Consider the following 24,631-nt stretch of genomic DNA (forward strand, 5'->3'; position numbering starts at 1 on the left):
TTGCACCCCATGGCGATACTCAGAGAAAACAAGAATCCAGATCGCGATAGAACGACGCTCTGCCACTCGTGTATTTAGGAGAGCAGAGCGTCAACAAGGCGGTTGATCAGTATGGCGCCTCGACGTCGTTCATCGAGACGTAGACGGTTTTCATCTCGCTGAAATGGTTGATGGCGAGTTTCGAGTTCTCGCGTCCGACGCCCGACATCTTGGAGCCACCGAAGGGCGCCTCCACCGGGGCGAGGTTGTAGGTGTTGATATAGCATGTCCCGGCCTCGAACCCGGCGACGATGCGATGGGCGCGGGTCAGGTCGTTGGTGAAGATCCCAGCCGCGAGGCCGAATTCAGTGTCATTGGCGCGGGCCAAGACTTCTTCTTCGGTGTCGAAATCCAGAACGGACATGACCGGGCCAAAGATCTCTTCGCGGGCGATGGTCATGTCGTCGGTGACGTCGGCGAACACGGTGGGTTGCATATAGAACCCCTCGCCCTCGATCCGTTCTCCTCCATAAACCAGACGCGCGCCTTCGGCTTTGCCCTTTTCCACATAGCCCAGCGCGATGTTCATCTGATTTTCGCTGACCATGGGGCCAAAGTTGACCTCTTCATCCAGCGGATCGCCGATCTTGGCGGTTGCCAGACGTTCGGCCAAGCGGGTCAGAAACGCCTCTTTGATACCTTTTTGAACGAACACGCGTGTGCCGTTCGAACAGACCTGACCCGAAGAATAGAAATTGCCCAGAATTGCGCCTGAGACCGCGTTTTCGATATCGGCGTCGTCGAACACGATCATGGGGGATTTGCCGCCCAGTTCCATGGTCACATGCTTCATGCCATCGGCGGCCGCGGCATAGACCTTGCGGCCGGTCGGCACCGAGCCGGTCAAAGACACTTTGGCAACGCGCGCATCAGTCACCAGCGATGCACCCACATCGCCATAGCCCTGAAGCACGTTGTAAATGCCCTTGGGTGCACCTGCCTCGATCAGGATCTCGGCCACTTTTAACGCAGAGAGCGGGGTCGTTTCAGACGGTTTGAACACCATCGTATTTCCGCAGGCCAACGCCGGCGCGCCCTTCCAACAGGCGATCTGGGTTGGGTAGTTCCACGCGCCGATCCCGACGCAAACGCCCAGCGCCTCGCGGATGGTGTAGACGAAGTCTCCACCGCCCAGAGGGATGTGTTCACCGGTCAGGGATGCGGCCAGCCCTCCGAAATACTCCAGCGCATCCGCGCCCGAGGTCGCATCGGCCACCAGCGTCTCTTGCAGGGGTTTACCGGTGTCATGTGTTTCCAGAACCGACAGGTCGTAATTGCGGTTGCGCATGATGTCTGCGGCGCGGCGCAGAACACGGCCACGCTCGGTCCCGGACATGGCTGCCCATTCCGCTTGCGCCGCTTTTGCACTGTTCAAAGCCTGATCAACGATCTCGGGCGTGGCTGAATGCAGCCGGGCAATGACCTCACCCGTTGCAGGATAGATCACATCAATCGGCGCGCCGTTGGTGTCTTCGACATATGCGCCATTGATGAAATGGCTCGCCTTGGGCTGAAATTTCATGCCGGGTTCCTTTTCCGAAGCAATTTCCCAAGCGTGTATCTTTTGTTGATTGGCCAGTCAATAAAACTGAATCACGGCAAACTCCCGCTGATGTGAATCGCCGTGCCCTTGAAAAAAAGAGTTAATGTTCTATTTATGTTCCACATAGTCAGAGGAACATTCCGATGTCTTACCGCGCCCGAAATCAGGCCCTAAACGGCCCTTCGAACGACTACCACCTGCTGCCGGTCACAGATCGGCAGATGCGCTATGCCCGCGCCATCGCCGAGCAGACCGCACTAGAAATCCCGGTGGAGGCGCAACGTGACCGCAAGTCCATGTCTGCTTGGATCTCGGCTCACAAGCCCGAGGATTCATCGCCCTTTGCCAACTACCCGACCGGCAAACAGGTCGCCTTTGCTGAACGGATATCGCGCAGCAAACGTCGCCCGATCCCGTCCGAGTGCTTTCGCGACAAACAGTTGATGTCGCGTTGGATCGACCAGAATAAATAGAGCCTAATGCGCGTGGTTTCGCGAATAAAGCGACACAGCAGCCGCAACAAACATGCCCAAAAGGATATACCCCGTGACGGCCTCGGACACGGCCAATCCGCGGCACAGGCCTGTGGGGCTCATGTCGCCATACCCGACCGTGGTGAAGGTGACATATGAGAAATACAGGATATCGGCAGGGCCTTCCGCCCCGAGAACGCAATTGTCGTTGTAGCCAAAGGCCCCGTAGACGGCTGCAAACAGGAACGGCACGACCTGAATGAAGGATACACCCATCAGGAACAACAACCTGCGCGGCGATTTCACCTGGGTCATGTAGTACCACGACTGCGACACCAGCCAGATCAGCAACGCGACCGAGGCAATGGTGCCGATCGTGTCCCCAGCGGTGGTCTCACTCAACCGCGACAGGCCGAACCATGCCAGGAAACTGGCCAGCACCAACCCGGCAGCGGCCAGAAAGGTCGATTTCCATTCCGCCAGAGTTGTCGGTTTGCGGGTCATTGAAGCTCCATCACAGCAGTTCTGGGGTGATCATCGGGATTCCCCACCGACCTGCAAGCGGCATTCAGACGCTGCCCAGATGCTCATCGCCGCGCGCGCGGGCCAGAAGGATCTGTTTCTGCCGCTCGCGGAAGCGCATCTTGTCGGCCTCCGAGGTCTCATCCACACAGAGATGGCAGGACACGCCATGTTCATATTCCGGGCGCTTCACATCTTCAGGCAGGATCGGGCGGCGACATCCGTGGCACAGGTTATGCGGCCCCTCGACCAGACCGTGGCCAACCGACACACGATTGTCGAAGACGAAACACTCGCCCTGCCAGGTGCTGTCCTCGGCGGGCACTTCTTCGAGATAGCGCAGGATGCCACCTTTGAGGTGATAGACATCCTCGACCCCCTGCCCCAGCAGAAAATTGGTGGATTTCTCGCAGCGGATCCCACCGGTGCAGAACATCGCGACGCGCTTATTGTGGAACCGGTCCTTGTTCTGTGCCCACCAGTCGGGAAATTCGCGGAAGCTCGCGGTTTCAGGGTCTATTGCGCCCTCAAACGTGCCAATCGCCACCTCATAGTCATTGCGTGTGTCGATCACGACCACATCGTCCGAGCGGATCAGATCGTTCCATTCCTCGGGTTCAACATAATTGCCAACGCGGGCACGCGGATCGACATCCGGCTGGCCCATGGTCACGATCTCTTTCTTCAGACGCACCTTCATCTTGCCAAAAGGCGGATGGTCGGCAGTGGCCTCTTTCCACTCCAGATCGGAACAGCCCGGTAGGGCCTTGATATGCGCCAGAACGGCGTCGATCCCGGAACGCGGACCAGCAATCGTACCGTTGATCCCCTCTTGCGCCAGCAACAGGGTGCCTTTGACCGAATGCGCGCGGCACAGGTCCAGGAGCGGCGCGCGCAGGGCGGCGTGATCAGCGAAACGGGTGAAGTGGTAGAGGGCAGCGATCGTGTACATGCGCGCGGTCTAAACCTGACAGCGCAGAGTCGCAAGGGATCGGATTGACGCGTCCTGCACTGCGCCGTACCGATAGACCAAAGGAGAGATTGCCATGACTCATGCCCTGCTTGTCATCGACGTCCAGAACGATTTCTGCCCCGGCGGCGCGCTGGCCGTGGCCGGAGGGGACGAGATCGTTGCCCCGATCAACGCCATGATGGACAGGTTCGACGCCGTCATCCTGACGCAGGACTGGCACCCGGCGGGGCATTCTTCATTCGCCAGTTCGCATCCGGGCAGGGCCCCCTTTGAAATGACTGAGATGCCCTATGGCCCGCAGGTTCTGTGGCCCGACCATTGCGTGCAGGGCACCGATGGCGCAGGTTTTCACCCAGATTTGCGCACGGATGGCGACCTGATCATCCGCAAAGGGTTCCGAAGCGCCATAGACAGCTATTCGGCGTTTTTCGAGAATGATCAGGCGACGCCGACCGGGTTGAAAGGGTATCTGGACACGCGCGGCTTTTCGAAACTGACCCTCGTGGGGCTCGCGACCGATTTCTGTGTTCACTATTCTGCAGTTGATGCCGCGAAGCTGGGCTTCGACGTCACGGTAGTTCAAAGCGCCTGCCGTGCAATTGACATGGAGGGTTCACTTGCTGCGGCGCAACAGGCTATGCAGGCCGCTGGGGTTACTCTGGCCGACTAAGGCGCTGCACCCGTTTCTGCGAGATACTTAAACACGGCGAAGAGAATCACCGCTACTCCAAGACCAACACCAATCCGCCCCTTTGCCGTCCGGCGTTTGGGTATGTCAGGCTGTGGGATCGGAGGGTGTTGAACGGGAATAACCCGGACAAGCCCATCAACCGCCTCGGCGCGGCGAATGTGGCCGAGGAACTGCCGTAGATCGAACTCACCACAATACTCGCCCCGCACACCGCGGGTTTTGATGTTGTCGAACAAGGTGCGCAGTATCCGGGTTCGGTCGGGCAGGTCTTCGGTTGGAAACTTGTCCGGTACGATACCACTGACATGGGAATCGAGTTCAAACCCCGCGTCCTGGAACATCATACGAATCCCTGGGGAAGCCCCTCGCAACGCGTCAGAGGTCTTCACATCTCTGAACCGCGCACAGACCTGAGCCGGAACATCCCCTTCCGCCGGTCTTACAACCATATCAAAATCGTACAGCAAACTCATTAACAACCATCAGTTTTGTCTTTCCATCCCACCCCATCACTAATTGGTGAAAACACCGGACATTAAGCCCGCATTGTGACGTCAAACGGGCATTGTCACCGAATCAGCGACTCTTGCCATTCGCCGTGCTGATTGATCTAACAACGGAAATTGCAGGAGTTCCCCATGGTCGACATCGCGACCCGTGTCTACAATCACAAATGGAAGATCGACCCGATTGTGCGGTCTTTGATCGACACGGATTTCTACAAACTGCTGATGTGCCAGTCAGTGTTTCGTAACAAGCCCCAAACAGATGTCGCGTTTTCCCTGATCAACCGCTCGAATCATGTGCCGCTGGCCCGTCTGATCGACGAAGGAGAGCTGCGGGAACAGCTGGATCACATCCGTTCGCTCAGCCTCAGCCGGGGGGAAAGCACGTGGCTGCGGGGCAATATGTTCTATGGCAAAAGGCAGATGTTCCGCTCGGATTTCATGGAATGGTTCGAGAATATGCGCCTGCCACCCTACCATCTGGAACGTAAAGGCGACCAATACGAACTGACCTTCGAGGGCAAATGGCATGAGGTCATGCTGTGGGAAATCCCGGCTTTGGCGGTGTTGATGGAGCTACGCTCGCGCGCGGTGTTGAACCACATGCGCCGGTTCGAACTTCAGGTGCTCTATGCCCGTGCGATGACGCGTGTGTGGGAAAAGATCGAACAGCTGGGTTCTATCGACGGGCTTGGGATTGCAGATTTTGGCACCCGGAGGCGGCATTCCTTCCTGTGGCAGGATTGGTGCGTTCAGGCCATGATCGAGGGGCTGGGCAAGTCGTTCACCGGCACCTCGAACTGCCTGATCGCCATGCGGCGCGAGGTTGAGGCCATCGGCACCAATGCGCATGAACTGCCCATGGTCTATTCTGCCCTTGCAGACTCAGATGAGGCGCTAGCGCAGGCCCCCTATGATGTTCTCAGCGACTGGCATGACGAACATGAGGGAAATCTGCGCATCATCCTGCCCGACACCTATGGCACCAAAGGGTTTCTGGATCACGCCCCGGACTGGCTGGCCGGATGGACGGGCATCCGCATCGACAGCGGCGATCCCGCCGCCGGTGCCGAGATTGCGATCGACTGGTGGACGTCGCGAGGCGAGGACCCTAAGCAGAAGCGGATCATCTTCTCGGACGGTTTGGACGTCGAAAAGATCAAAGAGCTGCACAGTCAATTCGCAGGGCGCACCAATATCTCCTTTGGCTGGGGCACTCTGCTGACCAACGACTTCCGCGGCCTTGTTCCAGATGACGCGCTGGCGCCGTTCTCGCTCGTGTGCAAGGCGGTTTCGGCGAATGGGCGTCCGACGGTCAAACTGTCGGACAACCCGGAAAAGGCCATGGGACCCGCCGACGAAATTGAGCGCTACAAGCGGGTGTTCGGCGTTGGCGCGCAGAAACCGATCGAGGTGATCGTCTAGCCGTGTAAGGCAGCCACCGTCTTGAGTTGCGAAAAGCCATAGAGCGCCTCGAACCCTTTTTCGCGACCGTGTCCGGATTTTCCGACCCCTCCGAATGGTAGCTCTACGCCTCCGCCGGCGCCGTAATTGTTAATGAACACCTGCCCCGAACGGAGGCGCTTGGCCAATCGCATCTGCCGCGCCCCGTCGCGCGTCCAGATGCTGGCGACCAATCCATAGTCGGTGCTATTGGCTATGGTTAGAGCCTGTTCTTCGGTCTCAAACGGGATCAAGACCTGCACTGGACCAAAGATCTCTTCCCGGGCCAGAGCGTGATCGGCAGGCACGTCAGAGAAGAGGGTCGGGCATACATAGGCCCCCGCCTTGGGCGCGTCGGGTGCGATTTGCCCCTGTCCTGCAATCGCCAAATCCGCGCCTTTGGACAAGAACCCGGAAACAATTGCCTTCTGGCGGTCCGAGATCAGCGGCCCTACGCGCAGGTCATCCAACGCAGGCCCAACGGTCAGTTGCGCGTAGGCCTCGGCCATCTGCTCCTTGACCTGCTCATACAAACCGCGTTGCACCAGAATGCGCGACGAGGCCGAGCAGGTTTGTCCCGCGTTCTGAATGCCCGCATTGACCAGAAACGGTAGGGCAGCTTCTAAGTCAGCGTCATCGAAAACCAATTGCGGAGACTTCCCGCCCAGCTCAAGCGTCACTGGAACCACATTTTTCCCGGCCGCTTGCTGCACCAAAGCCCCCGTCGCAACCGATCCGGTGAACGAGATATGGTCGACACCCGTATGCCCGGACAGCGCCGCGCCAGCCTCAGCCCCCAGACCTGGGACGACATTCAGCGCCCCGGCGGGCAAACCGGCCTCAACCGCCAGATGGGCGAAGGCGAGGGCGGTCAGGCAGGCCTCTTCGGCGGGCTTCAGAACGCAGGCGTTGCCCATGGCCAGCGCCGCCCCGACCGAGCGTCCAATGATCTGCATCGAGTAATTCCACGGCACGATATGCCCCGTGACACCATGCGGCTCGCGCAGGGTGTAGACGGTATAACCGTCGAGATAGGGGATGGTCTCACCCATCACCTTATCCGCCGCACCCCCGTAGAATTCGCAATACCGCGCTAAAGCGATGGCATCGGCGCGGGCCTGGGTCAGCGGTTTGCCGACATCCATGGCCTCAAGCCGTGCAAGGTCGTCCACCCGGTCCAGAACCAATTGCCCAAGTCTGCTCAGGATGCGCCCCCTCTCAAACGCAGGCATCCGGCCCCAGTCCCCGTTCAACGCAGATCGCGCGGCAACAACAGCCGCATCGATATCTGCCTGCTGACCACGTGCAATCTGGCAGAGTTCCGACCCGTCCGAAGGGTTCACAAGCGGCAAGTATTCCCCTGCTTCCGGTCTTTGCCATTCCCCGCCGATCAGGCATTGGCTGGGGTCGAACCAAATCGGGTTGGTCATTGGGAACTCCTGTGTTTAGGCTCTAATACGGAGCATATCATGCGATTTTACGCCCAATTTCAGGCAGCTGCGGCGCGGCAGAGATCAGCTTCTGGGTATAAGGGTGGCGGGGATTGGCAAAGACATCCTCAGTCTCGCCCTGTTCGACGATTTTCCCGGCCTGCATCACCATCACCCGATCCGTGATCGTACGCACGACGCTCAGATCGTGGCTGATGAACAGGTAGGTCAGATCGTAGGCCGCGCACAGTTCCGCCAAAAGATCGAGGATCTGCGCCCGGACCGACACGTCGAGGGCCGAGACCGCCTCATCAAACAGGATCAGCTCTGGGCGGATGATCAACGCTCGGGCAATGGCGATACGTTGCCGCTGCCCACCCGAAAATTCATGGATGTATTTCCCTGCATCATCCGGGCTGAGGCCGACAGCACGTAACATCTCGGCGATCCTGTCCTGACGCTCGGACCCTGTCGGAGGTGTTTCCAGCAGGTGAAACGGTTCCGTGATCAACCGCGCGACGCGGTGGCGCGGGTTGAAGCTGCCATAAGGGTCCTGAAACACGACCTGCATCTTGCGGCGCACGTCGAGATTTGACTTGTGGCCCGAGAAAACAGGCGCGCCATCCAGCCGGATATCGCCGGATTGGACCTCCTCAAGCCCCAAAATAGCCCGTGTTAGGGTCGATTTTCCACACCCTGACTCTCCGACCAATCCCAGACGCTCCCCGCGGTTGAGGGTAAAGCTGACCTTGTCCACCGCCCGCATATGGGCGGGCTTTGTGAACAGTCCCGTGCGCGGCAGGCGATAGTCACGGACCACGTCGGTGACCTCAAGCAAGGGCTTTTGCGCCTGAGTTTCGGGTAGAGCAACTTGATGGTTCGAGGCGTCAAATAGCATCCGCGTATAGGGGTGCTGCATGTTTTTAAGCAGATGATCGGTTACTCCGCTCTCGACCACTTCGCCCCGACGCATGACCACAATCTGATCCGCCATATCGGCCACCACGGCTAGATCATGGGTGATCATCAGAAGCCCCATGTCGTATTCGCGCACCAGCCCCTTCAGCAGGTCCAGTATTTGGGCCTGAGTGGTCACGTCCAGGGCTGTCGTGGGCTCATCCGCGATCAGCAACCTGGGCCTGAGCGCAATCGCCATCGCGATGACCACGCGCTGACGCTGACCGCCCGACAGCTCATGCGGGTAGCGGGACAGAGGGAAACGGTCAGGAGGCAGGCCAACACGACTGAGAACCTCTTGCGCGCGGGCCTCAGCTTGCGCGCGGGGCATCGCTTTGTGGATCAGGATGGTCTCCATAACCTGATCACCGATGGTTTTAACCGGGTTCAGAGCGGTCATCGGTTCCTGAAACACCATTCCGATCGACGCGCCGCGAAGGGCGCACATTTCTGTCTCGGGCAGGTTTAGGATCTCTTGCTCGTCCAGATTTATCGATCCGTCGGTGCGCGCTCCGTTTGGCGTCAGTTGCATAACAGCCAGCGCAGTCATGGACTTGCCGGAGCCGCTCTCTCCTGTGACCGCAACGATCTGACCGGGCGCTATAGACAGGCTGACTCGCTTCAGAATCTCAGCCTCGTGAATGGCCAGAGACAGGTTTTCTATCCGCAACAAACTCATGCCCGGGCCACCCGAATGCGGGGGTCCAGCCAGTCGCGCAGACCGTCACCCAGCAAGTTCAGACCCAGCACCGTCACAATGATTGCCAGACCCGGAATTAGAGCCAAATGCGGGGCAAAACTGACCATTGTCTGCGCATCGGCCAGCATCCGGCCCCAGCTTGGCGTGGGTGGTTGCGCGCCGAGACCGACATAGGACAAGCCCGCCTCGGCTAGGATTCCAAGGCTGAACTGGATGGTCCCCTGAACGATCAGCAGGTTGGCGACATTGGGCAGGATATGTTCCGCCGAAATCCATGCAGCTCGCTTGCCCGAGACACGGGCGGCGAGGATGAACTCACGCTCCCACAGGGACAGGGCCGCGCCGCGGGTGATACGGGCGAAGACGGGGATGTTGAAAATGCCGATAGCGATGATCGCATTGATCGCTCCGGCACCAAAAACGGCTGTGATCAGGATGGCAATGACCAGAGAGGGGAAGGCAAAGACCAGATCATTACCGCGCATGATGACTTCATCCAGCCAAGATCCCTTGCGTGCGGCCGCTGTCAGGCCCAAGGGCACGCCCAACGCCATACCGATCCCCACCGCCACCAACGCAACGGCGATGGACGTGCGCGCGCCGACCATGATCATCGAGAACATGTCGCGCCCGAAGTGATCGGTGCCGAACCAATGCTGCGCATTGGGTGGCTGCAGTTTCGCGGGAATGTCCAGTGCAGCATGGTCATAGGGCGTCCAGACAAACGAGATCAGCGCCGCCAGCAAAACCAGAGACGACAGCACTGCGCCAAGGATCAGGTTTCGGCTCATGTCCGGCTCCTCAGCCTTGGGTCAACGGCGGCATAGGCCAGATCGACCAGAAAGTTCACTGTGATGACGGCGAAAACCAGCAGCATCACCACGGATTCCACAACGATCAAATCGCGGGCTGAGATTGCCTGAAACACCAACCGCCCGAGGCCGGGCAAGTAGAAGACCTGCTCGATAATGATCGACCCGGCCAGCAGGAACGAAAATTGCAGCCCGATGATCGTCAGCACCGGAATCAGCGCGTTGCGCACTCCGTGTCTCCACAGCGCCTGACGGCGGGAAAGCCCCTTAGCACGGGCGGTGCGCATGAAATCCTCGCCAAGTATGTCGAGCAGCGACGACCGCATCACCCGCGCCAGAATGGCCGCTTGCGGCAGCGCCAAAGCGATGGCGGGCAGGGTCAGGGAATGCAGCCCGGGCCAGAACCCTTTGTCCCAACCGGCGAACCCTCCGGCGTTGAACCAGCGGAGGTTGATGGCGAAGATCAGCACCAACATCATCGCGAACCAGAAATTCGGCACCGCAATGCCCAGTTGCGTAGCCCCCATGACCGTCAGATCGCCCGGTTTACCGCGACGGGCGGCGGCGTAGATGCCCGCTGGAAAGGCGATCAGGGTGGACAGGGTCAGCGCATATAGCGCCAGCGGCAATGACACCCATAGCCGATCCGCGATCATCTGCGATACCGGCGTGCGATAGGTGTAGGAGGTACCAAAATCGCCGACCAGCATGCCACCAATCCAATTAAAGTACCGATCAAGTTTGGACATATCCAACCCCAACTCGGCCCTCAGAGCGGCCAGCGTATCGGGCTGCGCGTTGACGCCCAGCATGAATGAGGCTGGATCGCCCGGTGCGATCTCGATCACGGCGAAGATCACCACCGAGGCAACCGCCAGGCTGATCACCAGCGAAATCAGACGTTTGAGGGCATAGCGAAGCATCAGCGCCACGTTAGGCCGCGCCGCGCTTTGGGTCCAGCACCAGTTCCATTGTCGAGAATCAGTGCGGGCCCTATTCTGAGACCATTGTTTGAAAGGAAATTGATGATGAGAATACCTGTACTTGCGGCTTTGTTTTTAGCCGCAGCGGGCACGGCGCCCGCTCAGCAACTGGATGTGGATTTCGTGATCACCGAAGACGGGCAAGCCGCAGGATGCGCGGCCAGTATCGTCTCGGGTCTGGATCAGAACGGTGATGGCTTTCTGGCTGTGCGCACCGGGCCTGGGTCGAACTATTTCCAGGTCGACCAACTGCGGAACGGCGACACAGTCCGCACCTGCGCGCAGCAGGGGGAGTGGATCGGCGTCTACTATGGCCAGCCCCGTCGCAAGGGCTGGGTTCATAGCAATTGGCTGATTGACGGGGCGGGTTAGCCCCGACAGTTACTCAGCCCAGCTGATCGCGGTCAGATCAATAGCGGCTGTTGGCGCATTCTGCCACAGCCCCTGCACGCCTGCCTTGGCCACGCCGAGCTTGGCCAATTGGAACAAGTATCCGTTGACGTAGTCGCTGGAAATCAGCCGCTGTGCCTCACCCATCAGGCGGGTGCGCTCATCCGGGTCGGTTGTGGTGTTCAGCAACTCCATCAGCGCCTGAAAATCCGAGCTTTCATACTGGAAATAGTATTCGGGCCGGGCGTAGATGCCGATATCCATGGGCTCGGTATGGCTGACGATGGTCAGGCCGAAATCCTTGCCCTTGAAGACCGATTCCAACCACTGCGCCCATTCGACATTAATGATCTCAGCCGTGATCCCGACTTCGGCCAATTGAGCGGCGATGATCTCTCCACCTCGGCGCGCATAGGACGGGGGCGGCAGATGCAGCGTGGTTTCGAACCCGTCTGCCAATCCGGCTTCGGCCAGAAGGGACTTGGCTTTCTCCGGGTCATAGGCGGATTGCCCGGTCAGATCGACATAGGCCGGGTGATGCGGTGCGAAATGGGTGCCGATGGGGGTGCCATAGCCGAACATGGCTCCGTCAATGATCGCCTGACGGTCGATCGCGTGGGCCAGCGCCTGCCGAACGAGGATATCGTCAAACGGCGCCTGCTTGTTGTTCGTGGACAGGATCGTCTCCCCCTCGGTGGAGCCGACAAGCACCTGAAAGCGTGGATCGGCCTCGAACTGAGGCAGGTTCTCGGGCGCGGGGAAATTGTCGAACACATCCACATCCTCGGCCATCATGGCGGCAAAAGCGGCTGTCGGGTCTGAAATGAATTTAAACGTAGCCGTCTCTAACGCTGGCTGATCGCCCCAATAATCGGGATTGCGGTTCAGCGTAATGCTGTCGCCCTGCACCCACTCGCCAAAGGTGAAAGCCCCGGTTCCGACCGGGTTTGTCTTGATGTCGTCGATGCTGTCTGAGGCCACGATCACGGCGTCGCCCCAGGCCAAGTTGAACAGGAAGTTCCCGTTTGGCTCGGACAGGGTGACCTTAACGGTCGTCGGGTCCACCGCTTCAACGCTTTCGATGCCGGCGAACAGCGCCTTCTGCGCATTCGCACTGTCCTCGGCCATAGCGCGATCCAGGCTGAACTTGACGTCCTCGGCATCCATCGTAGTGCCATCGTGGAAGGTCACTCCATCGCGCAGCTTAAAGGTATAGATGGTGCCGTCGTCTGAGATCTCCCAGCTTTCCGCCAGCCCCGGCACGACCGAGCCGTCGCCCATGAAACGGGTCAGACCTTCGAAAATATTGGTGTAAACAACCGAATCAATGGCCTGTGCGGCGGCACTGGTCGGGTCCAGATGCGGTGGCTCCAGCTGCATGGCGATGGTGATGTCGGATTTCGCCAATGCCTGCGTCGCCAGCACACTGGCGCTTAGCGCCAATATGGATCCGAAGGTTCGAAACATCTGCTTTGTCATGAAAATCTCTCCCCGTTGATGTCAACGTAGCCGCGTGTTTTTGGGCCTATCGGAGGCCAGTGTTCCCTTAAACCTAGGGTCATTCAAGGAAATGTTCGCGCAACCGGGGTTTCGCGGGCCCGGTCAGATCTGTTATGCCGCGCTGCAACATGAACCGTGCCGGAGCCGAGCATGAGCGCCACAGCCCGCAAAAAAGCCCCGAACGCCGAGGATATCCGCGCCCGTAAAGGCGGCGATCCTTTGGTCAGTCTGACGGCCTACACCACGCCGACGGCCCGACTGATGGACGCCCATTGCGACTTTGTCCTTGTTGGCGACAGCGTCGGAATGGTGCTGCACGGGCTGGAATCGACCCTTGGCGTGACGATCGAAATGATGATCCTGCACGGTCAGGCCGTCGCTCGCGGCCTGGACCGCGCGATGATGGTGATCGACATGCCCTTCGGCAGTTACGAGGAAAACCCAGCGCAAGCCTTCCGCAATGCCGCCCGCCTGATGGCGGAAACCGGGGCGGGTGCGGTGAAACTGGAAGGTGGGGTCGAGATGGCCGAGACCATCCGCTTTCTGGTCAAGCGCGGCATTCCCGTCATGGCCCATATCGGCCTGACGCCGCAATCCATCAACACGCTGGGCGGCTACAAGGTGCAAGGCCGCGACGAACAGGCCGACGCGGTGCTGGCTGATGCCGCCGCCGTGGCACAAGCAGGTGCGTTTTCCGTTGTGTTAGAGAAGGTTCCGCAAGGATTGGCCGACCGGATCACGGCTGAGGTGGCAATTCCGACCATCGGCATCGGGGCCTCGGCAGGCTGCGATGGGCAGATCCTTGTGGTCGACGACATGGTTGGCTTTTTCACCGCGTTCAAACCGAAATTCGTCAAACGCTACGCCGAACTTGGCCCATTGGCCGAAGCCGCCATTGCTGAATACGCCGCCGAAGTACGCGCCCGCACCTTCCCGGCGGATGAGCATGTGTTTGCGGATCAGGCCCCCAAAGGCGCCAGCACATGACCGCTCCTATTCTGCGCCGATTGGCGGACCTGCGGGCTTTGACCACGCAATGGCACCGTGACGGAGAGGTCATCGGCGTCGTCCCCACAATGGGCGCGCTGCATCAGGGGCATTTGTCACTGGTCGAGGCGGCCAAGGCCGGGTGCGACCGCGTGATTGTCACGATCTTTGTGAACCCCAAACAATTCAACAACCCCGAGGATCTGGCCAACTACCCGCGGACCGAGCGTGAGGACGCCGAAATACTGGCTCCCTATGGCGTTGACGCGATTTATGTGCCGGATCCGGATCAGATCTACCCCGAGGGGTTCTCGACAACGGTTTCGGTCGCGGGCCTGACCGATGTGATGGAGGGGCCCTTCCGCCCCGGTCACTTCGAAGGCGTCGCCACGGTGGTCGCCAAACTGTTCCTGCAAACGCAGGCGGATCGAGCCTATCTCGGGGAAAAAGACTATCAACAGCTGTTGGTCGTGCGGCGCATGGCCCGTGATCTGGATATCCCGATCGAAGTCATCGGTTGCCCCACCGTGCGTGAGCCGTCGGGCTTGGCGATGTCCTCGCGCAATCTACGCCTCTCAGCCGAAGGGCTGCAGATCGCGGCGCAGAAGAACCAGATCATGCGCAGGATGGCAGAGGCGCTGTCAGAGGGCGCGGATTTCGCGCCGCTTGCGCAAACTGCACGGAATAGCCTGATTAAGGCGGGCTTCGCCGAGGTCGAATATATCGACCTGCGCTGTGCCGAAACGCTGCAGGCCCTGCCTCGCGCCGACCGCCCGGCCCGCCTGTTTGTCACCGCCTGGGCGGATGGCGTTCGGCTGATCGACAATATCCCGGTCGCTGCAGCCTGATTTCTGCTCTGGCCCCTGCGCGAGTGTTTGCGCTAAAGTCCCGCAAAACACCACCGGGGGAGGAACGCGGGCATGACATATATTCTGGCTATTGATCAGGGCACGACATCATCGCGCGCCATTTTGTTTGACGCTCAGATGCAGCGTGTGGGAACGGCCCAGCAGGAATTTCCCCAGCATTTCCCGCAGGAAGGCTGGGTCGAACATGATGTTGAGGATATCTGGAACAGCGTTCTGAGCGTTTGTCAGGAGGTGATGGAATCCACGGGCACAACGCCTGCGCAGATTGCCGGGATTGGTATCACCAACCAGCGTGAAACCACCGTGGTCTGGGACAAATCCACCGGCAAAGCGATCCACAATGCCATCGTCTGGCAGGACCGCCGCACAGCCGATATCTGCGCCCGCTATAAACAGGCCGGGTGCGAGGATGACGTGACCCTGCAAACCGGGCTGCTTTTGGACCCCTATTTCTCGGGTACAAAAGTGAAATGGCTGTTGGATACCGTTCCCGGCGCGCGCGAAAAGGCCGAAGCCGGAGAGCTTCTGTTCGGCACCATCGACAGTTTTCTGATCTGGCGGCTGACCGAAGGGCGCAAGCACGTCACCGATGCCACCAACGCCGCCCGGACCCTGTTGTTCGACATCCACAAAGGCGCGTGGAGCGCTGAGATCTGCGATCTGCTGGACGTCCCGATGGCGATGCTGCCAGAGGTGCTGGATTGCGCAGCTGATTTCGGCGCGACAACGCTGCTTGGCGGCAATGTCCCTATTCTGGGCGTGGCCGGGGACCAACAGGCCGCCACCATCGGACAAGCCTGCTTCCAGCCGGGCATGATGAAATCGACCTATGGCACCGGCTGCTTTGCCCTGTTGAACACCGGCACGCAGCCGGTTGCCTCGAAGAACCGTCTACTCACCACGATCGGGTATCAGCTGGATGGGCAACGGACCTATGCGCTAGAAGGCTCGATCTTTATTGCCGGGGCCGCCGTGCAGTGGCTGCGCGACGCGCTACAGATCATCGACTCGGCCCCGCAGAGCGGCGATCTGGCCGCGCAGGCCGATCCGAACCAGCATGTGGTGCTGGTGCCCGCCTTCACCGGGCTGGGCGCGCCCTACTGGAAACCGGATTGCCGTGGCGCTATGTTCGGACTGACCCGCAACTCGGGCCGGGCCGAAATCACCCGCGCCACACTGGAAAGCATCGCCTTCCAGACTCGAGACCTGTGGCACGCCATGCAAGGTGACTGGGGCGCCGAGGCCGAAGTGATCTTGCGCGTCGATGGCGGGATGAGCGCTTCTGACTGGGCCATGCAAGGCCTCTCCAACATTCTGGGCGCACCGGTCGATCGGCCCGTGATGCAGGAAACAACCGCCTTGGGGGCGGCTTGGTTGGCGGGCATGAAGGCCGGGATCTATCCCGATCAGGACGGTTTCGCCGAGACATGGCAGCTGGATCAGAGATTCGAGCCTGACATGCCGCAAGAGGACCGCGACGCGGCCTATTCCCGTTGGCAACGCGCCGTTCAGGCGGCCATGGCGTTCTGATAAGCCGATCTGCAATCACCGGGTAGGCCGGGCTTCAGCCCGGCACCGCCCTCAACAGCGTTTCGAGTTAGCTGTGATCTTTCATCAGCCGCTGCTTCTGCCGCGACCAATCCCGCTTGGCCTGCGTTTCGCGCTTGTCATGCAGCTTTTTACCCTTGGCGATCCCGATCTTCAGCTTCGCCCGGCCCTTGTGGTTGAAATACAGCACCAGCGGCACCAGCGTCATGCCCTTGCGCTGGGTTGCATTCCACAGGTTCGACAGCTCTTTGCGCGACACCAGCAGCTTGCGGCGGCGGCGCTCTTCATGCTTGAACACCTTGGCTTGCTCATAGGGTGCAATGTAGCTGTTGATTAGCCATAGCTCACCGTCATCGACCGAGGCATAGCTTTCGGCGATGTTCGACCCACCAGCCCGCAGGGATTTGACCTCAGAGCCCTCCAGCACGATGCCGCACTCGATATCCTCTTCGATTGCGTAATCGAAGCGGGCGCGCCGGTTTTCGGCGATGACTTTGTAATTCGGGTCTGTCTTCTGCTTGGCCATGACGCGATGATGTAGGCGGCTTGGGCCGTCCTTGCAAGGCGCAGCGCCTACCTGTTGGCCGAGATGATCAGATCTGGGCCAAAAATCGTGTCGGCATGGTTGGCGAGGTAGATCTTGAGCCACGGCGTGAAACGGGTGGGATGGCGGCGTACTTCGGCCAGCAGATCGTGATAGTCGATCCAGCGGATATCCATCACTTCGTCTGGATTAGGCTCGATTTTCAAAGGTCCGCGGACATGGGCGAGGAAAACATCAACGACCTCATGTTCCACCATGCTGTTGCCGACATCAGCGTGATATTCAAGCCGGTGGCGGTATTCCGGGTAGAGGCCGGTGATCCCCAATTCCTCACGCAGGCGACGCACGGCACAGGCCGAGGCGCTTTCGTTCCAGTCGGGATGCGTGCAACAGGTATTCGCCCAAAGACCCGGCGTGTGATACTTGCCCATGGCGCGGCGCTGCAGCAGAATCTCTGTGCCCCGCACGACAAAGACAGACACGGCCTTGTGCTTGAGGCCCTTTTCATGTGCCTCCAGCTTGTCGACGGGGGTCAATTGGCCATCAACCCAGGCCGGAATCATCAATCCCATCTGTCATCTCCTGATGCCGATCCACCGGAACGGCGGGAATTTGGGGTTTTGCAATGGCCAGATCGGCGTGGCGGTTCGGTGTGATAAGGCTGAGCAGGGGCACCGCATGGAACGAAGGTGGCAATGATTGGTCAGGTAATCAATCGCACGAAAGGCCGCAGGTGTGCGGCCTTTCGTCATGTCCAAAGGGATTTTCGGCCGATTTTACTCGCCGGAGACGCTCACGATGTAGGCATAGACATCCTCGCCGCCGTTTTTCAGACGGAAAGACATCTTGGATTTGGCCGAGGTTTCACCAAGGTAATCCTTCAGGAACGCTTTGGGGTCCTGCGAATAGGCGACGAAGGTCTCTTCGTCCCAGACCAGCCCGTTTTCACCGGCAGCAACGATGCTGTCGCCGTATTTGAACCCTTCATAGGTGCCTGCAGTCCGACCTGCGATGCCATAGAGGTTCGGCCCGGTCTTGCCGCCCTTGACGATCACTTCACCCTCGGGATCCGCGATCATGTGGCAGGATTTGCACTTGTTAAAGGCTTTCTTGCCAGCTTCGGCGTCGCCTTCTGCATAGGCTGGCAGGGCCAGCAGGCCGATGATTGCTGTAGCTAGGATGCGATTCATTTTTTGGCTCCGATACTTGGTGGCTTGCGCAGATGGTGCTTTGGAACGGCCCAGAGTCAACGCGCAGATTGCCGCGCATACGCGCCTCTGGGCGTTTGTACGGGCGTTTCTAATCTGTTGCGTTCAGCGTCGACCAGCAAGGTAGCAAATCGTCGTAGACGGGTGTCGCAAGATAAATCGCCCGTGCGATGGCCCGCGCGAGGCAGAGAGAGGCCGCATGGCCGATCTGCCCAAGCTCGGCCTCGGAGGTCATGGGCTTTGCTCCGTTGCTGACACCAAACACCAGATCGCCATCGCCCGGCGTATGCGCGGGAAGGATTGCGCGCGCGATCCCATCATGGGCGGCGACCGCAAGTCTCTGACATTGAGGTTTGGAGAGGGCCGCGTCGGTGGCGACGATGGCGATCGTCGTGTTGGCTTTTTGCGGATCGGCACGCATGGCCTGCGACTTGCGGCTGACTTGCGGCTGGCCCAGTCCGCCGCGTGAATCAGGCCCTAAACCGCCGAATTCATCGCCAATCTCGAACGGCGCGGCCCAGAAATGGCGATCACCCGGCGTTGTCACACTTCCCAGCGGGTTCGCCGCCACCAAAGCGCCAACGATCACACCGCTGTCCAAAACAAATGAGGCCGAACCCAGCCCGCCCTTGTGCATCGCCGCCAAGGCCCCGGTCCCGGCCCCAGTTGTGCCTAGGGTGAAATCCTTGCTGGCGGTTTCGAAAGCCTTGCGTCCCAAAACGCGGTAAGGGTTTTCGTCCCACGACTTGTCACCGCCGTTCAACAGATCGAACAGGATTGCGCCGGGAACGATTGGGACCTTGATATCGCCGACAGGAAATCCCCGGTCTTGTGCCCGTAGCGCGTCCGAGACGCCCGAGCAGGCATCCAGACCAAGGGCCGATCCACCGGACAAAGTGATGGCGTCGACATGGGTGACGGATTTGTCGGGGGCCAGCAGGTCGGTTTCGCGCGTGCCGGGGGCCCCTCCCATCACGTGGACCGAGGCGGTGAATGGCGTGTCGGCGGTCAGGACTGTTGTGCCAGACTTCAGCGCAGTGTCCTGCGCATTGCCGACCTTCAGGCCGGGGACATCGGTGATCAGGTTTCGGGGTCCGGGGGTCATTTTCGCCTTTTTTGTTGGGCCGAAAGCGCGCAGGCGCGCGCTGCCTCCGGCGGAGGTATTTTTGGCCAGATGAAGAGCGGTTCAGATGCAGCGGCCACCGTCGACCTCTAGCGCTGTGCCGGTGATCATGCTGGCCTCGTCCGAGCAGAGAAACAGGGCCGCGTTGGCCATGTCCTGTGGAGTTGAAAAGCGACCAAGCGGGATGGTTGAAAGGAACTTGGCGCGAATCTCGGGCGTATCTTCGCCCATGAAGGATTTCAGCAGTGGCGTTTCCCCGGCAACCGGGCAGATAGCGTTGACGCGCACGCCAGAGTGGGCCAGTTCTACCGCCATCGTTTTCGTCGCGGTGATCATCCAGCCCTTGGAGGCGTTGTACCAGTTCAGATTGGGGCGCGGCGACAGCCCTGCGGTTGAGGCAACGTTGAGGATCGCCCCGGCACCTCGCGCCTTCATCGCCGGGACAAAGGCGCGGGCAGTCAGGTATACTGACTTCATGTTCACGTTGAATACGCGGTCAAAATCCTCTTCGCTCACGTCTTCCAGCGGGGTGGGCAGATGGGTGACGCCCGCGTTGTTGACCAGAATATCGAGCTGTCCAAAGGCGGCCTCGACCGCGTCGGCCATGGCCTTAACCGACGCGCCGTCGCTGACATCCACCTGTTGCGCCATGGCGGCGGAGCCCAGTTGCGCCGCCAGGTCCTGCGCCGCGTCGCCGTTGATGTCAGCGATCATCACGCGCGCGCCTTCGATCAGGAATTTCTGTACAATTCCCGCCCCGAATCCGGATGCACCGCCGGTGACGATTGCGGTTTTGCCGTTCAGCCTCACGTCGTTACCCCTCCTGCCAGTCAGGGGCAGAGTAGCAACGCATCCCAAAGATACCAGATCATTCTTCCGAGACTTTGCCGCGCAGGGCCTTGACGTCGCCACGGGCTTTTTTCGCCGCCAGCCGCCGTTTGACCGACCCATAGGTCGGCTTCGTCGCGACCCGCCGTTTGGGTTTGACCAGCGCTCGGGCGATCAGTTCCGCCAATCGGGTGCGCGCAAGTTCGCGGTTGCGGGCCTGAGAACGGGTTTCTTCGCATTGAATGATGATCGCACCATCCTTGGTCCAGCGCCGCCCGGCCAGACGTTTCAGGCGGTTCTTCACCGGCTCCGGCAGGGATGGCGAGCGCGCGGCCTCAAACCGAAGCTCGACAGCGGTTGAGACCTTGTTGACGTTCTGCCCGCCGGGACCGGAGGAGCGGACAAAGCTCTCGGTCAATTCCCAATCCTGCAGGGTGATATCGTCAGTGATGCGCAACATGGTTCAGACCTTACAAGGCGCGGGTGGAAACAGAAAGGGCCGCCCCGGTGGGACGGCCCTTCGAAAGTACAAGGAGGTCGGGTCGGTTAGATCAATCGACCAGCCGGAGCGAGCGCTCCGCCAAGGGCTGCCCTAGCAGGCTTTCCCCCCGGTTGTTCCGACACCTCTCTCCAATCTCTTTCTTGACACTGGATCACCTCCTTTTCTATCTGTTGCGGTTAACTTTGAGCCTGACACAAGATGCGCCATTCTCAAAGCACTTTTTTACGCAGGCTGTGCGGCAGTCAGACGGGCGACGATCACCTTGAACGGGATCAGGGCGATCAGGGCCAGTAACAGCTTCACCAACCAGTCCGCAAAGGCCAGCGTGACCCACAGCGGAGCCATCGGGCCGGACAGCATGAACGGCACAGGCTCCCACGCCCAGTTGATCGCGACATCCGCGTTGGCACCGAAGAAGGTGACCGAGGCCGAGAAGGCGAGAGTGAAAAAGATCGCCGTATCCAGCGCCGAGCCAACCAGCGTCGAGACCAGCGGCGCGCGCCACCAGCGGCCACCGCGCAGCGAGTTGAACACGGTGACGTCTGTCAGCTGCGCGATCAGGAAAGCGGTGCCCGACGCAACAGCGATCCGCAGCGGAACGGCGGCATATTCGAACCCGTCGCCCTGAAGCATGATTTGGCTGCCGATCAGCGAGCAGATGATACCGGTGACAAACCCGGCGAATACGACCTTGCGGGCCGGACCCACGCCATAGACGCGGTTCATGATGTCAGTGACCAAAAAGGCCAGCGGATAGGTGAAAGCACCCCAGGTCAGCAGTCCGTCGAGGATCAGGAACTGAACCAGAATGTTCGAGGCCACAACAATGGCGGCCATGGCAAGGATGCCGGGAATATAAGAGCGTTGCATTTTCAGATGCCCGTTTTGACAAGGTAGCGGCGACTTGGCCAAGGGCTCATCCCAAGGCAAGCCGTGCGTTTAGACCCTTGGTCTGGTCCTGTCAATCGGGCAGGAGGTATTCCACCAGCTCAGTCCGCTGCAGCGCCAGAAAGTTATCGTCCGAGATCATCGTTGCGCGCAGGCGGTTCTGATCGTCGCGCCAGACCGACAGACCTTCGAGGTTGTCATGTGTACCGGTTTCGGTTTCCAGCAGAACCTCCTCGGCGCGTGGTGAATCGTTTGAGACGTCCCATCGGCGCAGGCGGGTCCGAAATCCGATGAATGCGACCGAACGCTCAAGCACATAGAAGCGCCCATCTGGGCCGAAATCAGCCGCAACGGGCAGGAAGCGATCCCGCGGTGGAAGGGTAAAAGGGGTCGACCAGGTGGTCCCGTTCCAGCGAAAAACCGGAATATCGCCGCTCGCCGTGCGGGTTTTCTCCGGCAGGGTATAGAGGTGCCCTTGCCCGTCAATCGCCAGCCCTTCGAAAGAACCGTTGCGATTCAGCGTGCTGAAGGCGTGAGGGCGCGGCATAACCAACGCGTTAGCCTCCGAAGAGCTATAATAGGCCACGCGATGAACACCTTCGAAGGACACGAAAAAGCCGCCACCTGGCGCAAGGGCGATTCCTTCGGAGTCCCCCGCCCGGCCGCTCAGCTTACGCCCCATGCTGGACAGAAGCGGCCTGCGGTTTTGCACTTCGACACCCGATATCGCATCTCCATCGCGCGTGATCCGTGCCGTGACCAGGGTTGCTCGGTCGCTCAGGAGGGTGACGTAGGATCCGTCGTCGCTCAGGTGTATAGCCGAGAAGCCACCGAACCAATCGGTGGCCTCGACCCATGTGTAGCTGCCCAGAAATGTGGCGCTCTTGATCTCAACCGCTGCGACCTGACCGGCCCATAAAGCGGCTGAAATCAGTTGGACGACAAAACGGCAGCGCATTGCTGGGGCAGATCGGCCAAAACATATTCGCGACGTTTCTTTGGCGCAGGCGCGTTCGGATCGGGTGGCGGAGGGTTGAGGATATTGTTGACCCATTCCTGCGCTTGTGCGCAGCCATCACCCTTTGGCGGCGGGTCCTGATTGACGCAGCCTTTCGACCCGCGCGGGCATTTCAGGCGCACATGGAAGTGGTAGTGATGGCCCCACCAAGGCCTGATCTTACGCAGATAAGCCCGGTTGCCCTTTTCTTCCTTGCACATCTGAACCTTGGCACCGGGGAACACAAAAATCCGCGCGACGCGCTTGTCCTTTGCGGCTGCTCGCAGAACGGCGTGGTGCTGTTTGGTCCAGTTGCCGTTCACGAACGCTCCGTTCGCGCGACGCAGGGAAATCGACGAGATATTCTCACGCGCGTTGCGCGACAGCCGCATGTTGTCTCCGGGCAGCATCCAGATATCGATATCCAGCCCCAACTGGTGCGAGCGATGGCCTGAGGTCATCGGCCCGCCCCGCGGCTGGCTGATATCCCCGACATAGAGACCATTCCAGCCCGGCTGCTTGGCCGCAAACCGGCTGAGGTCTTGTACGTAGTCAATCGCCTCGGGGTGGCCCCAGTTGCGATTGCGCGACAGGCGCATGGCCTGCCATGTGGGCCCGGTTTCAGGCAGCTGCACCGATCCGGCGGCGCATCCGCGCGAATAACTGCCGAAGGCGGCAGGTTTTTGTTGTGAGCTTTGCTTTTGCGCCCCGAACAACTGCTTGGCCAGAGGCTGCGCCCCCGCCGTGCCTGCCCATGTGATCGTGGCTAATAGTGCCAAAAAACGTAGTAAAATCATCTGCTCTGATCCCCTTCCGGCTTTACCCAGCGCATCAGGAATAGCCCCAGAATAAACAACAGAATGATCGGTGACACCCCTAGTCTTGCACTACCAGTCACAGTTGTTGCTACCCCGATCAAGAGCGGCGCGGCAAAGGCAGTCGCACGGCCGGACAACCCATAAAGGCCGAAGCTCTCGACCGGAGCTTCGGGATCGGTATGGCGCACCATCATTGAGCGGCTGGCGGATTGCAAAACCCCGCCCATCCCGCCGATGAGGATTCCACAGCCGAAAAACACCATGTCGGGCAGTCCGGACCCTTCGGGCAGTGCAATGCCGTAAATCTGCGTCCGGTCCATCGAAACGACGGTGATACAAACAAAGATCAGCACCCAGATTGCAACCAGAATGACCGGTTTAGGGCCGTATTTCCGGTCCAACTTGCCCCCAATCCACGCAAAGATGGCCGAGGCCAGTACGCTGACAATCCCAAAGACACCGATCTTGATCAGGTCCCACTCCAGAACCAGCCGCGCGTAGACCCCGCCAAAGCTATAAAGCCCGTTCAACGCGTCGCGGTAAAACATCGACGACCCGAGATAGGTCGCCAGACTGACCCGGTGCCGCAGGTTCGAGATTGAGTGCCCCAGCAGGCGTAGCGCCTCGGCGAAACTGCCGGTTTTCTCGGCTTTCGGGTTATCACGTACCCACAGGAAATAGGGCACCATGAACAAAACGAACCACGCGGCGGTGAAAGGTCCAACAAAGCGCGTACCCTCACGAGTGGCGGCATCAAGTCCCAGCGCAGGCTCCATCCCGATCAATGTCTTACCGCTGGGTTGTTCGACAAACAGCGCCAGCATGATCGCCAGAGAAATCAGCCCACCAAAATACCCGAAGGCAAAACCCGAGCCCGAGATCTCACCCACCTGACTATCATCGCCCAGATCAGGCAGCTGCGAGTTGATAAAGATCAGCGCATACTCTGCCCCGACAAAGCCCAGCCCGAAGGCCGACAGCATCAGCCACATGTTTGAACCGTCGGGCATCGTGTACCAAAGTGCGGCGGACCCCACCACATACATCACCGAAAACGCAAAAATCCACGGTATGCGGCGACCCGAAACATCTGCCATTGCCCCAAGCAGAGGCGCGCCGAAAGCGATGATCAGCCCGGTGATGGTCAGGCAATTGGCCCAGACCGTCTGCGCCCGCGCAGCAGCGGCTTGCGGGTCCAGCCCGGCTTCGGTGAAATACCCTGCGGCGACTCCGGCGAAATAGGGGCCGAAAACAAAAGTGACCAGCAGCGTATGATAAGGCTGCGACGCCCAATCAAAAAACCACCAGCCCCAGATGCGCTTGCGATTGGAAATCTCTGCCATGACTGCCCCAGTTA

Annotated in this window: 26 protein-coding genes; 7 read left to right on the forward strand and 19 right to left on the reverse strand. The window is 59.8% G+C overall.

The window, feature by feature from the left end:
• Positions 1-106: 106 nt before the first annotated feature.
• The gene (gene betB / locus ACR0IP_RS16605) at positions 107-1,561 is read right to left on the reverse strand and encodes a betaine-aldehyde dehydrogenase (protein ID WP_480526785.1); all 1,455 of its coding nucleotides are present in this window, start codon (positions 1,559-1,561) and stop codon (positions 107-109) included.
• Between the two features lie 164 nt (positions 1,562-1,725).
• On the opposite strand from betB, the gene ACR0IP_RS16610 reads away from it, so the two are divergent.
• Positions 1,726-2,055, forward strand: coding sequence for a hypothetical protein (locus ACR0IP_RS16610; protein ID WP_480526787.1), 330 nt, complete (start codon positions 1,726-1,728; stop codon positions 2,053-2,055).
• 3 nt (positions 2,056-2,058) lie between these two features.
• Here ACR0IP_RS16610 and ACR0IP_RS16615 read toward each other — a convergent pair whose 3' ends face one another.
• Positions 2,059-2,559 carry a potassium channel family protein gene (locus tag ACR0IP_RS16615; RefSeq protein WP_170379453.1) on the reverse strand — a complete coding sequence of 167 codons (501 nt, stop codon included), beginning with the start codon at positions 2,557-2,559 and terminating at the stop codon, positions 2,059-2,061.
• A gap of 64 nt (positions 2,560-2,623) precedes the next feature.
• On the reverse strand, positions 2,624-3,529 hold the full coding sequence (trhO, locus tag ACR0IP_RS16620) for an oxygen-dependent tRNA uridine(34) hydroxylase TrhO (protein ID WP_170379455.1): 906 nt from the start codon (positions 3,527-3,529) through the stop codon (positions 2,624-2,626).
• Positions 3,530-3,623: 94 nt separating this feature from the next.
• Here trhO and pncA point away from each other — a divergent pair, with 94 nt between their 5' ends.
• Positions 3,624-4,220, forward strand: coding sequence for a bifunctional nicotinamidase/pyrazinamidase (gene pncA / locus ACR0IP_RS16625; protein ID WP_480526790.1), 597 nt, complete (start codon positions 3,624-3,626; stop codon positions 4,218-4,220).
• Here the strand turns inward: pncA and ACR0IP_RS16630 are convergent.
• Entirely contained in the window at positions 4,217-4,585 is a 369-nt protein-coding gene (locus tag ACR0IP_RS16630; protein WP_480526792.1) for a hypothetical protein, read from the reverse strand. The two genes, pncA and ACR0IP_RS16630, sit on opposite strands and share 4 nt — an antisense overlap.
• Before the next feature lie 294 nt (positions 4,586-4,879).
• On the opposite strand from ACR0IP_RS16630, the gene pncB reads away from it, so the two are divergent.
• Positions 4,880-6,172 (forward strand): nicotinate phosphoribosyltransferase, encoded by a 1,293-nt coding sequence (pncB, locus tag ACR0IP_RS16635; protein ID WP_170555367.1) that lies wholly within the window; start codon positions 4,880-4,882, stop codon positions 6,170-6,172.
• On the opposite strand, the gene ACR0IP_RS16640 is transcribed toward pncB, so the two are convergent.
• The 4 genes from ACR0IP_RS16640 to ACR0IP_RS16655 are packed head-to-tail and all read right to left on the reverse strand — an operon-like array spanning position 6,169 to position 11,012.
• A complete protein-coding gene (locus tag ACR0IP_RS16640) occupies positions 6,169-7,620 on the reverse strand; it encodes an aldehyde dehydrogenase family protein (RefSeq protein WP_480526794.1) in 1,452 nt (483 codons plus the stop codon). The two genes, pncB and ACR0IP_RS16640, sit on opposite strands and share 4 nt — an antisense overlap.
• 37 nt (positions 7,621-7,657) lie before the next feature.
• Positions 7,658-9,256: an ABC transporter ATP-binding protein gene (locus tag ACR0IP_RS16645; protein WP_480526796.1), complete on the reverse strand. Its 1,599-nt coding sequence runs from the start codon at positions 9,254-9,256 to the stop codon at positions 7,658-7,660.
• Complete coding sequence (locus ACR0IP_RS16650; protein WP_170379466.1) at positions 9,253-10,068, reverse strand: ABC transporter permease; 816 nt, start codon at positions 10,066-10,068, stop codon at positions 9,253-9,255. The genes ACR0IP_RS16645 and ACR0IP_RS16650 overlap by 4 nt, the downstream gene beginning before the upstream one ends.
• Positions 10,065-11,012 carry an ABC transporter permease gene (locus ACR0IP_RS16655; protein WP_480526798.1) on the reverse strand — a complete coding sequence of 316 codons (948 nt, stop codon included), beginning with the start codon at positions 11,010-11,012 and terminating at the stop codon, positions 10,065-10,067. Before ACR0IP_RS16655 ends, ACR0IP_RS16650 begins: the two co-directional genes overlap by 4 nt.
• Before the next feature lie 105 nt (positions 11,013-11,117).
• Here ACR0IP_RS16655 and ACR0IP_RS16660 point away from each other — a divergent pair, with 105 nt between their 5' ends.
• Complete coding sequence (locus ACR0IP_RS16660) at positions 11,118-11,444, forward strand: SH3 domain-containing protein (protein WP_480526800.1); 327 nt, start codon at positions 11,118-11,120, stop codon at positions 11,442-11,444.
• Positions 11,445-11,453: 9 nt separating this feature from the next.
• On the opposite strand, the gene ACR0IP_RS16665 is transcribed toward ACR0IP_RS16660, so the two are convergent.
• Positions 11,454-12,941, reverse strand: coding sequence for an ABC transporter substrate-binding protein (locus ACR0IP_RS16665; protein ID WP_480526802.1), 1,488 nt, complete (start codon positions 12,939-12,941; stop codon positions 11,454-11,456).
• A gap of 171 nt (positions 12,942-13,112) precedes the next feature.
• On the opposite strand from ACR0IP_RS16665, the gene panB reads away from it, so the two are divergent.
• The 3 genes from panB (at position 13,113) to glpK (ending at position 16,348) form a co-directional block, all read left to right on the forward strand.
• Complete coding sequence (gene panB / locus ACR0IP_RS16670; protein WP_480526803.1) at positions 13,113-13,949, forward strand: 3-methyl-2-oxobutanoate hydroxymethyltransferase; 837 nt, start codon at positions 13,113-13,115, stop codon at positions 13,947-13,949.
• Positions 13,946-14,797, forward strand: coding sequence for a pantoate--beta-alanine ligase (panC, locus tag ACR0IP_RS16675; RefSeq protein WP_480526804.1), 852 nt, complete (start codon positions 13,946-13,948; stop codon positions 14,795-14,797). The genes panB and panC overlap by 4 nt, the downstream gene beginning before the upstream one ends.
• A 72-nt stretch (positions 14,798-14,869) precedes the next feature.
• Complete coding sequence (gene glpK, locus ACR0IP_RS16680) at positions 14,870-16,348, forward strand: glycerol kinase GlpK (protein WP_170640570.1); 1,479 nt, start codon at positions 14,870-14,872, stop codon at positions 16,346-16,348.
• Between the two features lie 67 nt (positions 16,349-16,415).
• On the opposite strand, the gene smpB is transcribed toward glpK, so the two are convergent.
• The 10 genes from smpB to ACR0IP_RS16730 all read right to left on the reverse strand — a co-directional run bounded on the left by smpB (position 16,416) and on the right by ACR0IP_RS16730 (position 24,617).
• Positions 16,416-16,892, reverse strand: a complete 477-nt coding sequence (gene smpB / locus ACR0IP_RS16685; protein WP_170453563.1) for an SsrA-binding protein SmpB — start codon at positions 16,890-16,892, stop codon at positions 16,416-16,418.
• A gap of 47 nt (positions 16,893-16,939) precedes the next feature.
• Complete coding sequence (idi, locus tag ACR0IP_RS16690; protein ID WP_480526805.1) at positions 16,940-17,482, reverse strand: isopentenyl-diphosphate Delta-isomerase; 543 nt, start codon at positions 17,480-17,482, stop codon at positions 16,940-16,942.
• 204 nt (positions 17,483-17,686) lie between these two features.
• Positions 17,687-18,100 (reverse strand): cytochrome c family protein, encoded by a 414-nt coding sequence (locus ACR0IP_RS16695; RefSeq protein ID WP_170640574.1) that lies wholly within the window; start codon positions 18,098-18,100, stop codon positions 17,687-17,689.
• 109 nt (positions 18,101-18,209) lie between these two features.
• On the reverse strand, positions 18,210-19,223 hold the full coding sequence (locus ACR0IP_RS16700) for a P1 family peptidase (RefSeq protein ID WP_170692228.1): 1,014 nt from the start codon (positions 19,221-19,223) through the stop codon (positions 18,210-18,212).
• Between the two features lie 81 nt (positions 19,224-19,304).
• Positions 19,305-20,051, reverse strand: a complete 747-nt coding sequence (locus ACR0IP_RS16705; RefSeq protein ID WP_170661838.1) for an SDR family oxidoreductase — start codon at positions 20,049-20,051, stop codon at positions 19,305-19,307.
• Between the two features lie 58 nt (positions 20,052-20,109).
• The gene (gene arfB / locus ACR0IP_RS16710) at positions 20,110-20,529 is read right to left on the reverse strand and encodes an alternative ribosome rescue aminoacyl-tRNA hydrolase ArfB (RefSeq protein WP_170661836.1); all 420 of its coding nucleotides are present in this window, start codon (positions 20,527-20,529) and stop codon (positions 20,110-20,112) included.
• A gap of 264 nt (positions 20,530-20,793) precedes the next feature.
• Positions 20,794-21,441, reverse strand: coding sequence for a queuosine precursor transporter (locus tag ACR0IP_RS16715; protein ID WP_170661834.1), 648 nt, complete (start codon positions 21,439-21,441; stop codon positions 20,794-20,796).
• A gap of 91 nt (positions 21,442-21,532) precedes the next feature.
• The gene (locus ACR0IP_RS16720; protein WP_170661832.1) at positions 21,533-22,417 is read right to left on the reverse strand and encodes an esterase-like activity of phytase family protein; all 885 of its coding nucleotides are present in this window, start codon (positions 22,415-22,417) and stop codon (positions 21,533-21,535) included.
• On the reverse strand, positions 22,390-23,253 hold the full coding sequence (gene mepA / locus ACR0IP_RS16725) for a penicillin-insensitive murein endopeptidase (RefSeq protein ID WP_170379497.1): 864 nt from the start codon (positions 23,251-23,253) through the stop codon (positions 22,390-22,392). The genes ACR0IP_RS16720 and mepA overlap by 28 nt, the downstream gene beginning before the upstream one ends.
• Positions 23,250-24,617, reverse strand: a complete 1,368-nt coding sequence (locus tag ACR0IP_RS16730) for an MFS transporter (RefSeq protein WP_170661828.1) — start codon at positions 24,615-24,617, stop codon at positions 23,250-23,252. The genes mepA and ACR0IP_RS16730 overlap by 4 nt, the downstream gene beginning before the upstream one ends.
• Positions 24,618-24,631 lie beyond the last annotated feature (14 nt).

The sequence above is a fragment of the Ruegeria sp. AL11 genome (assembly GCF_056540865.1).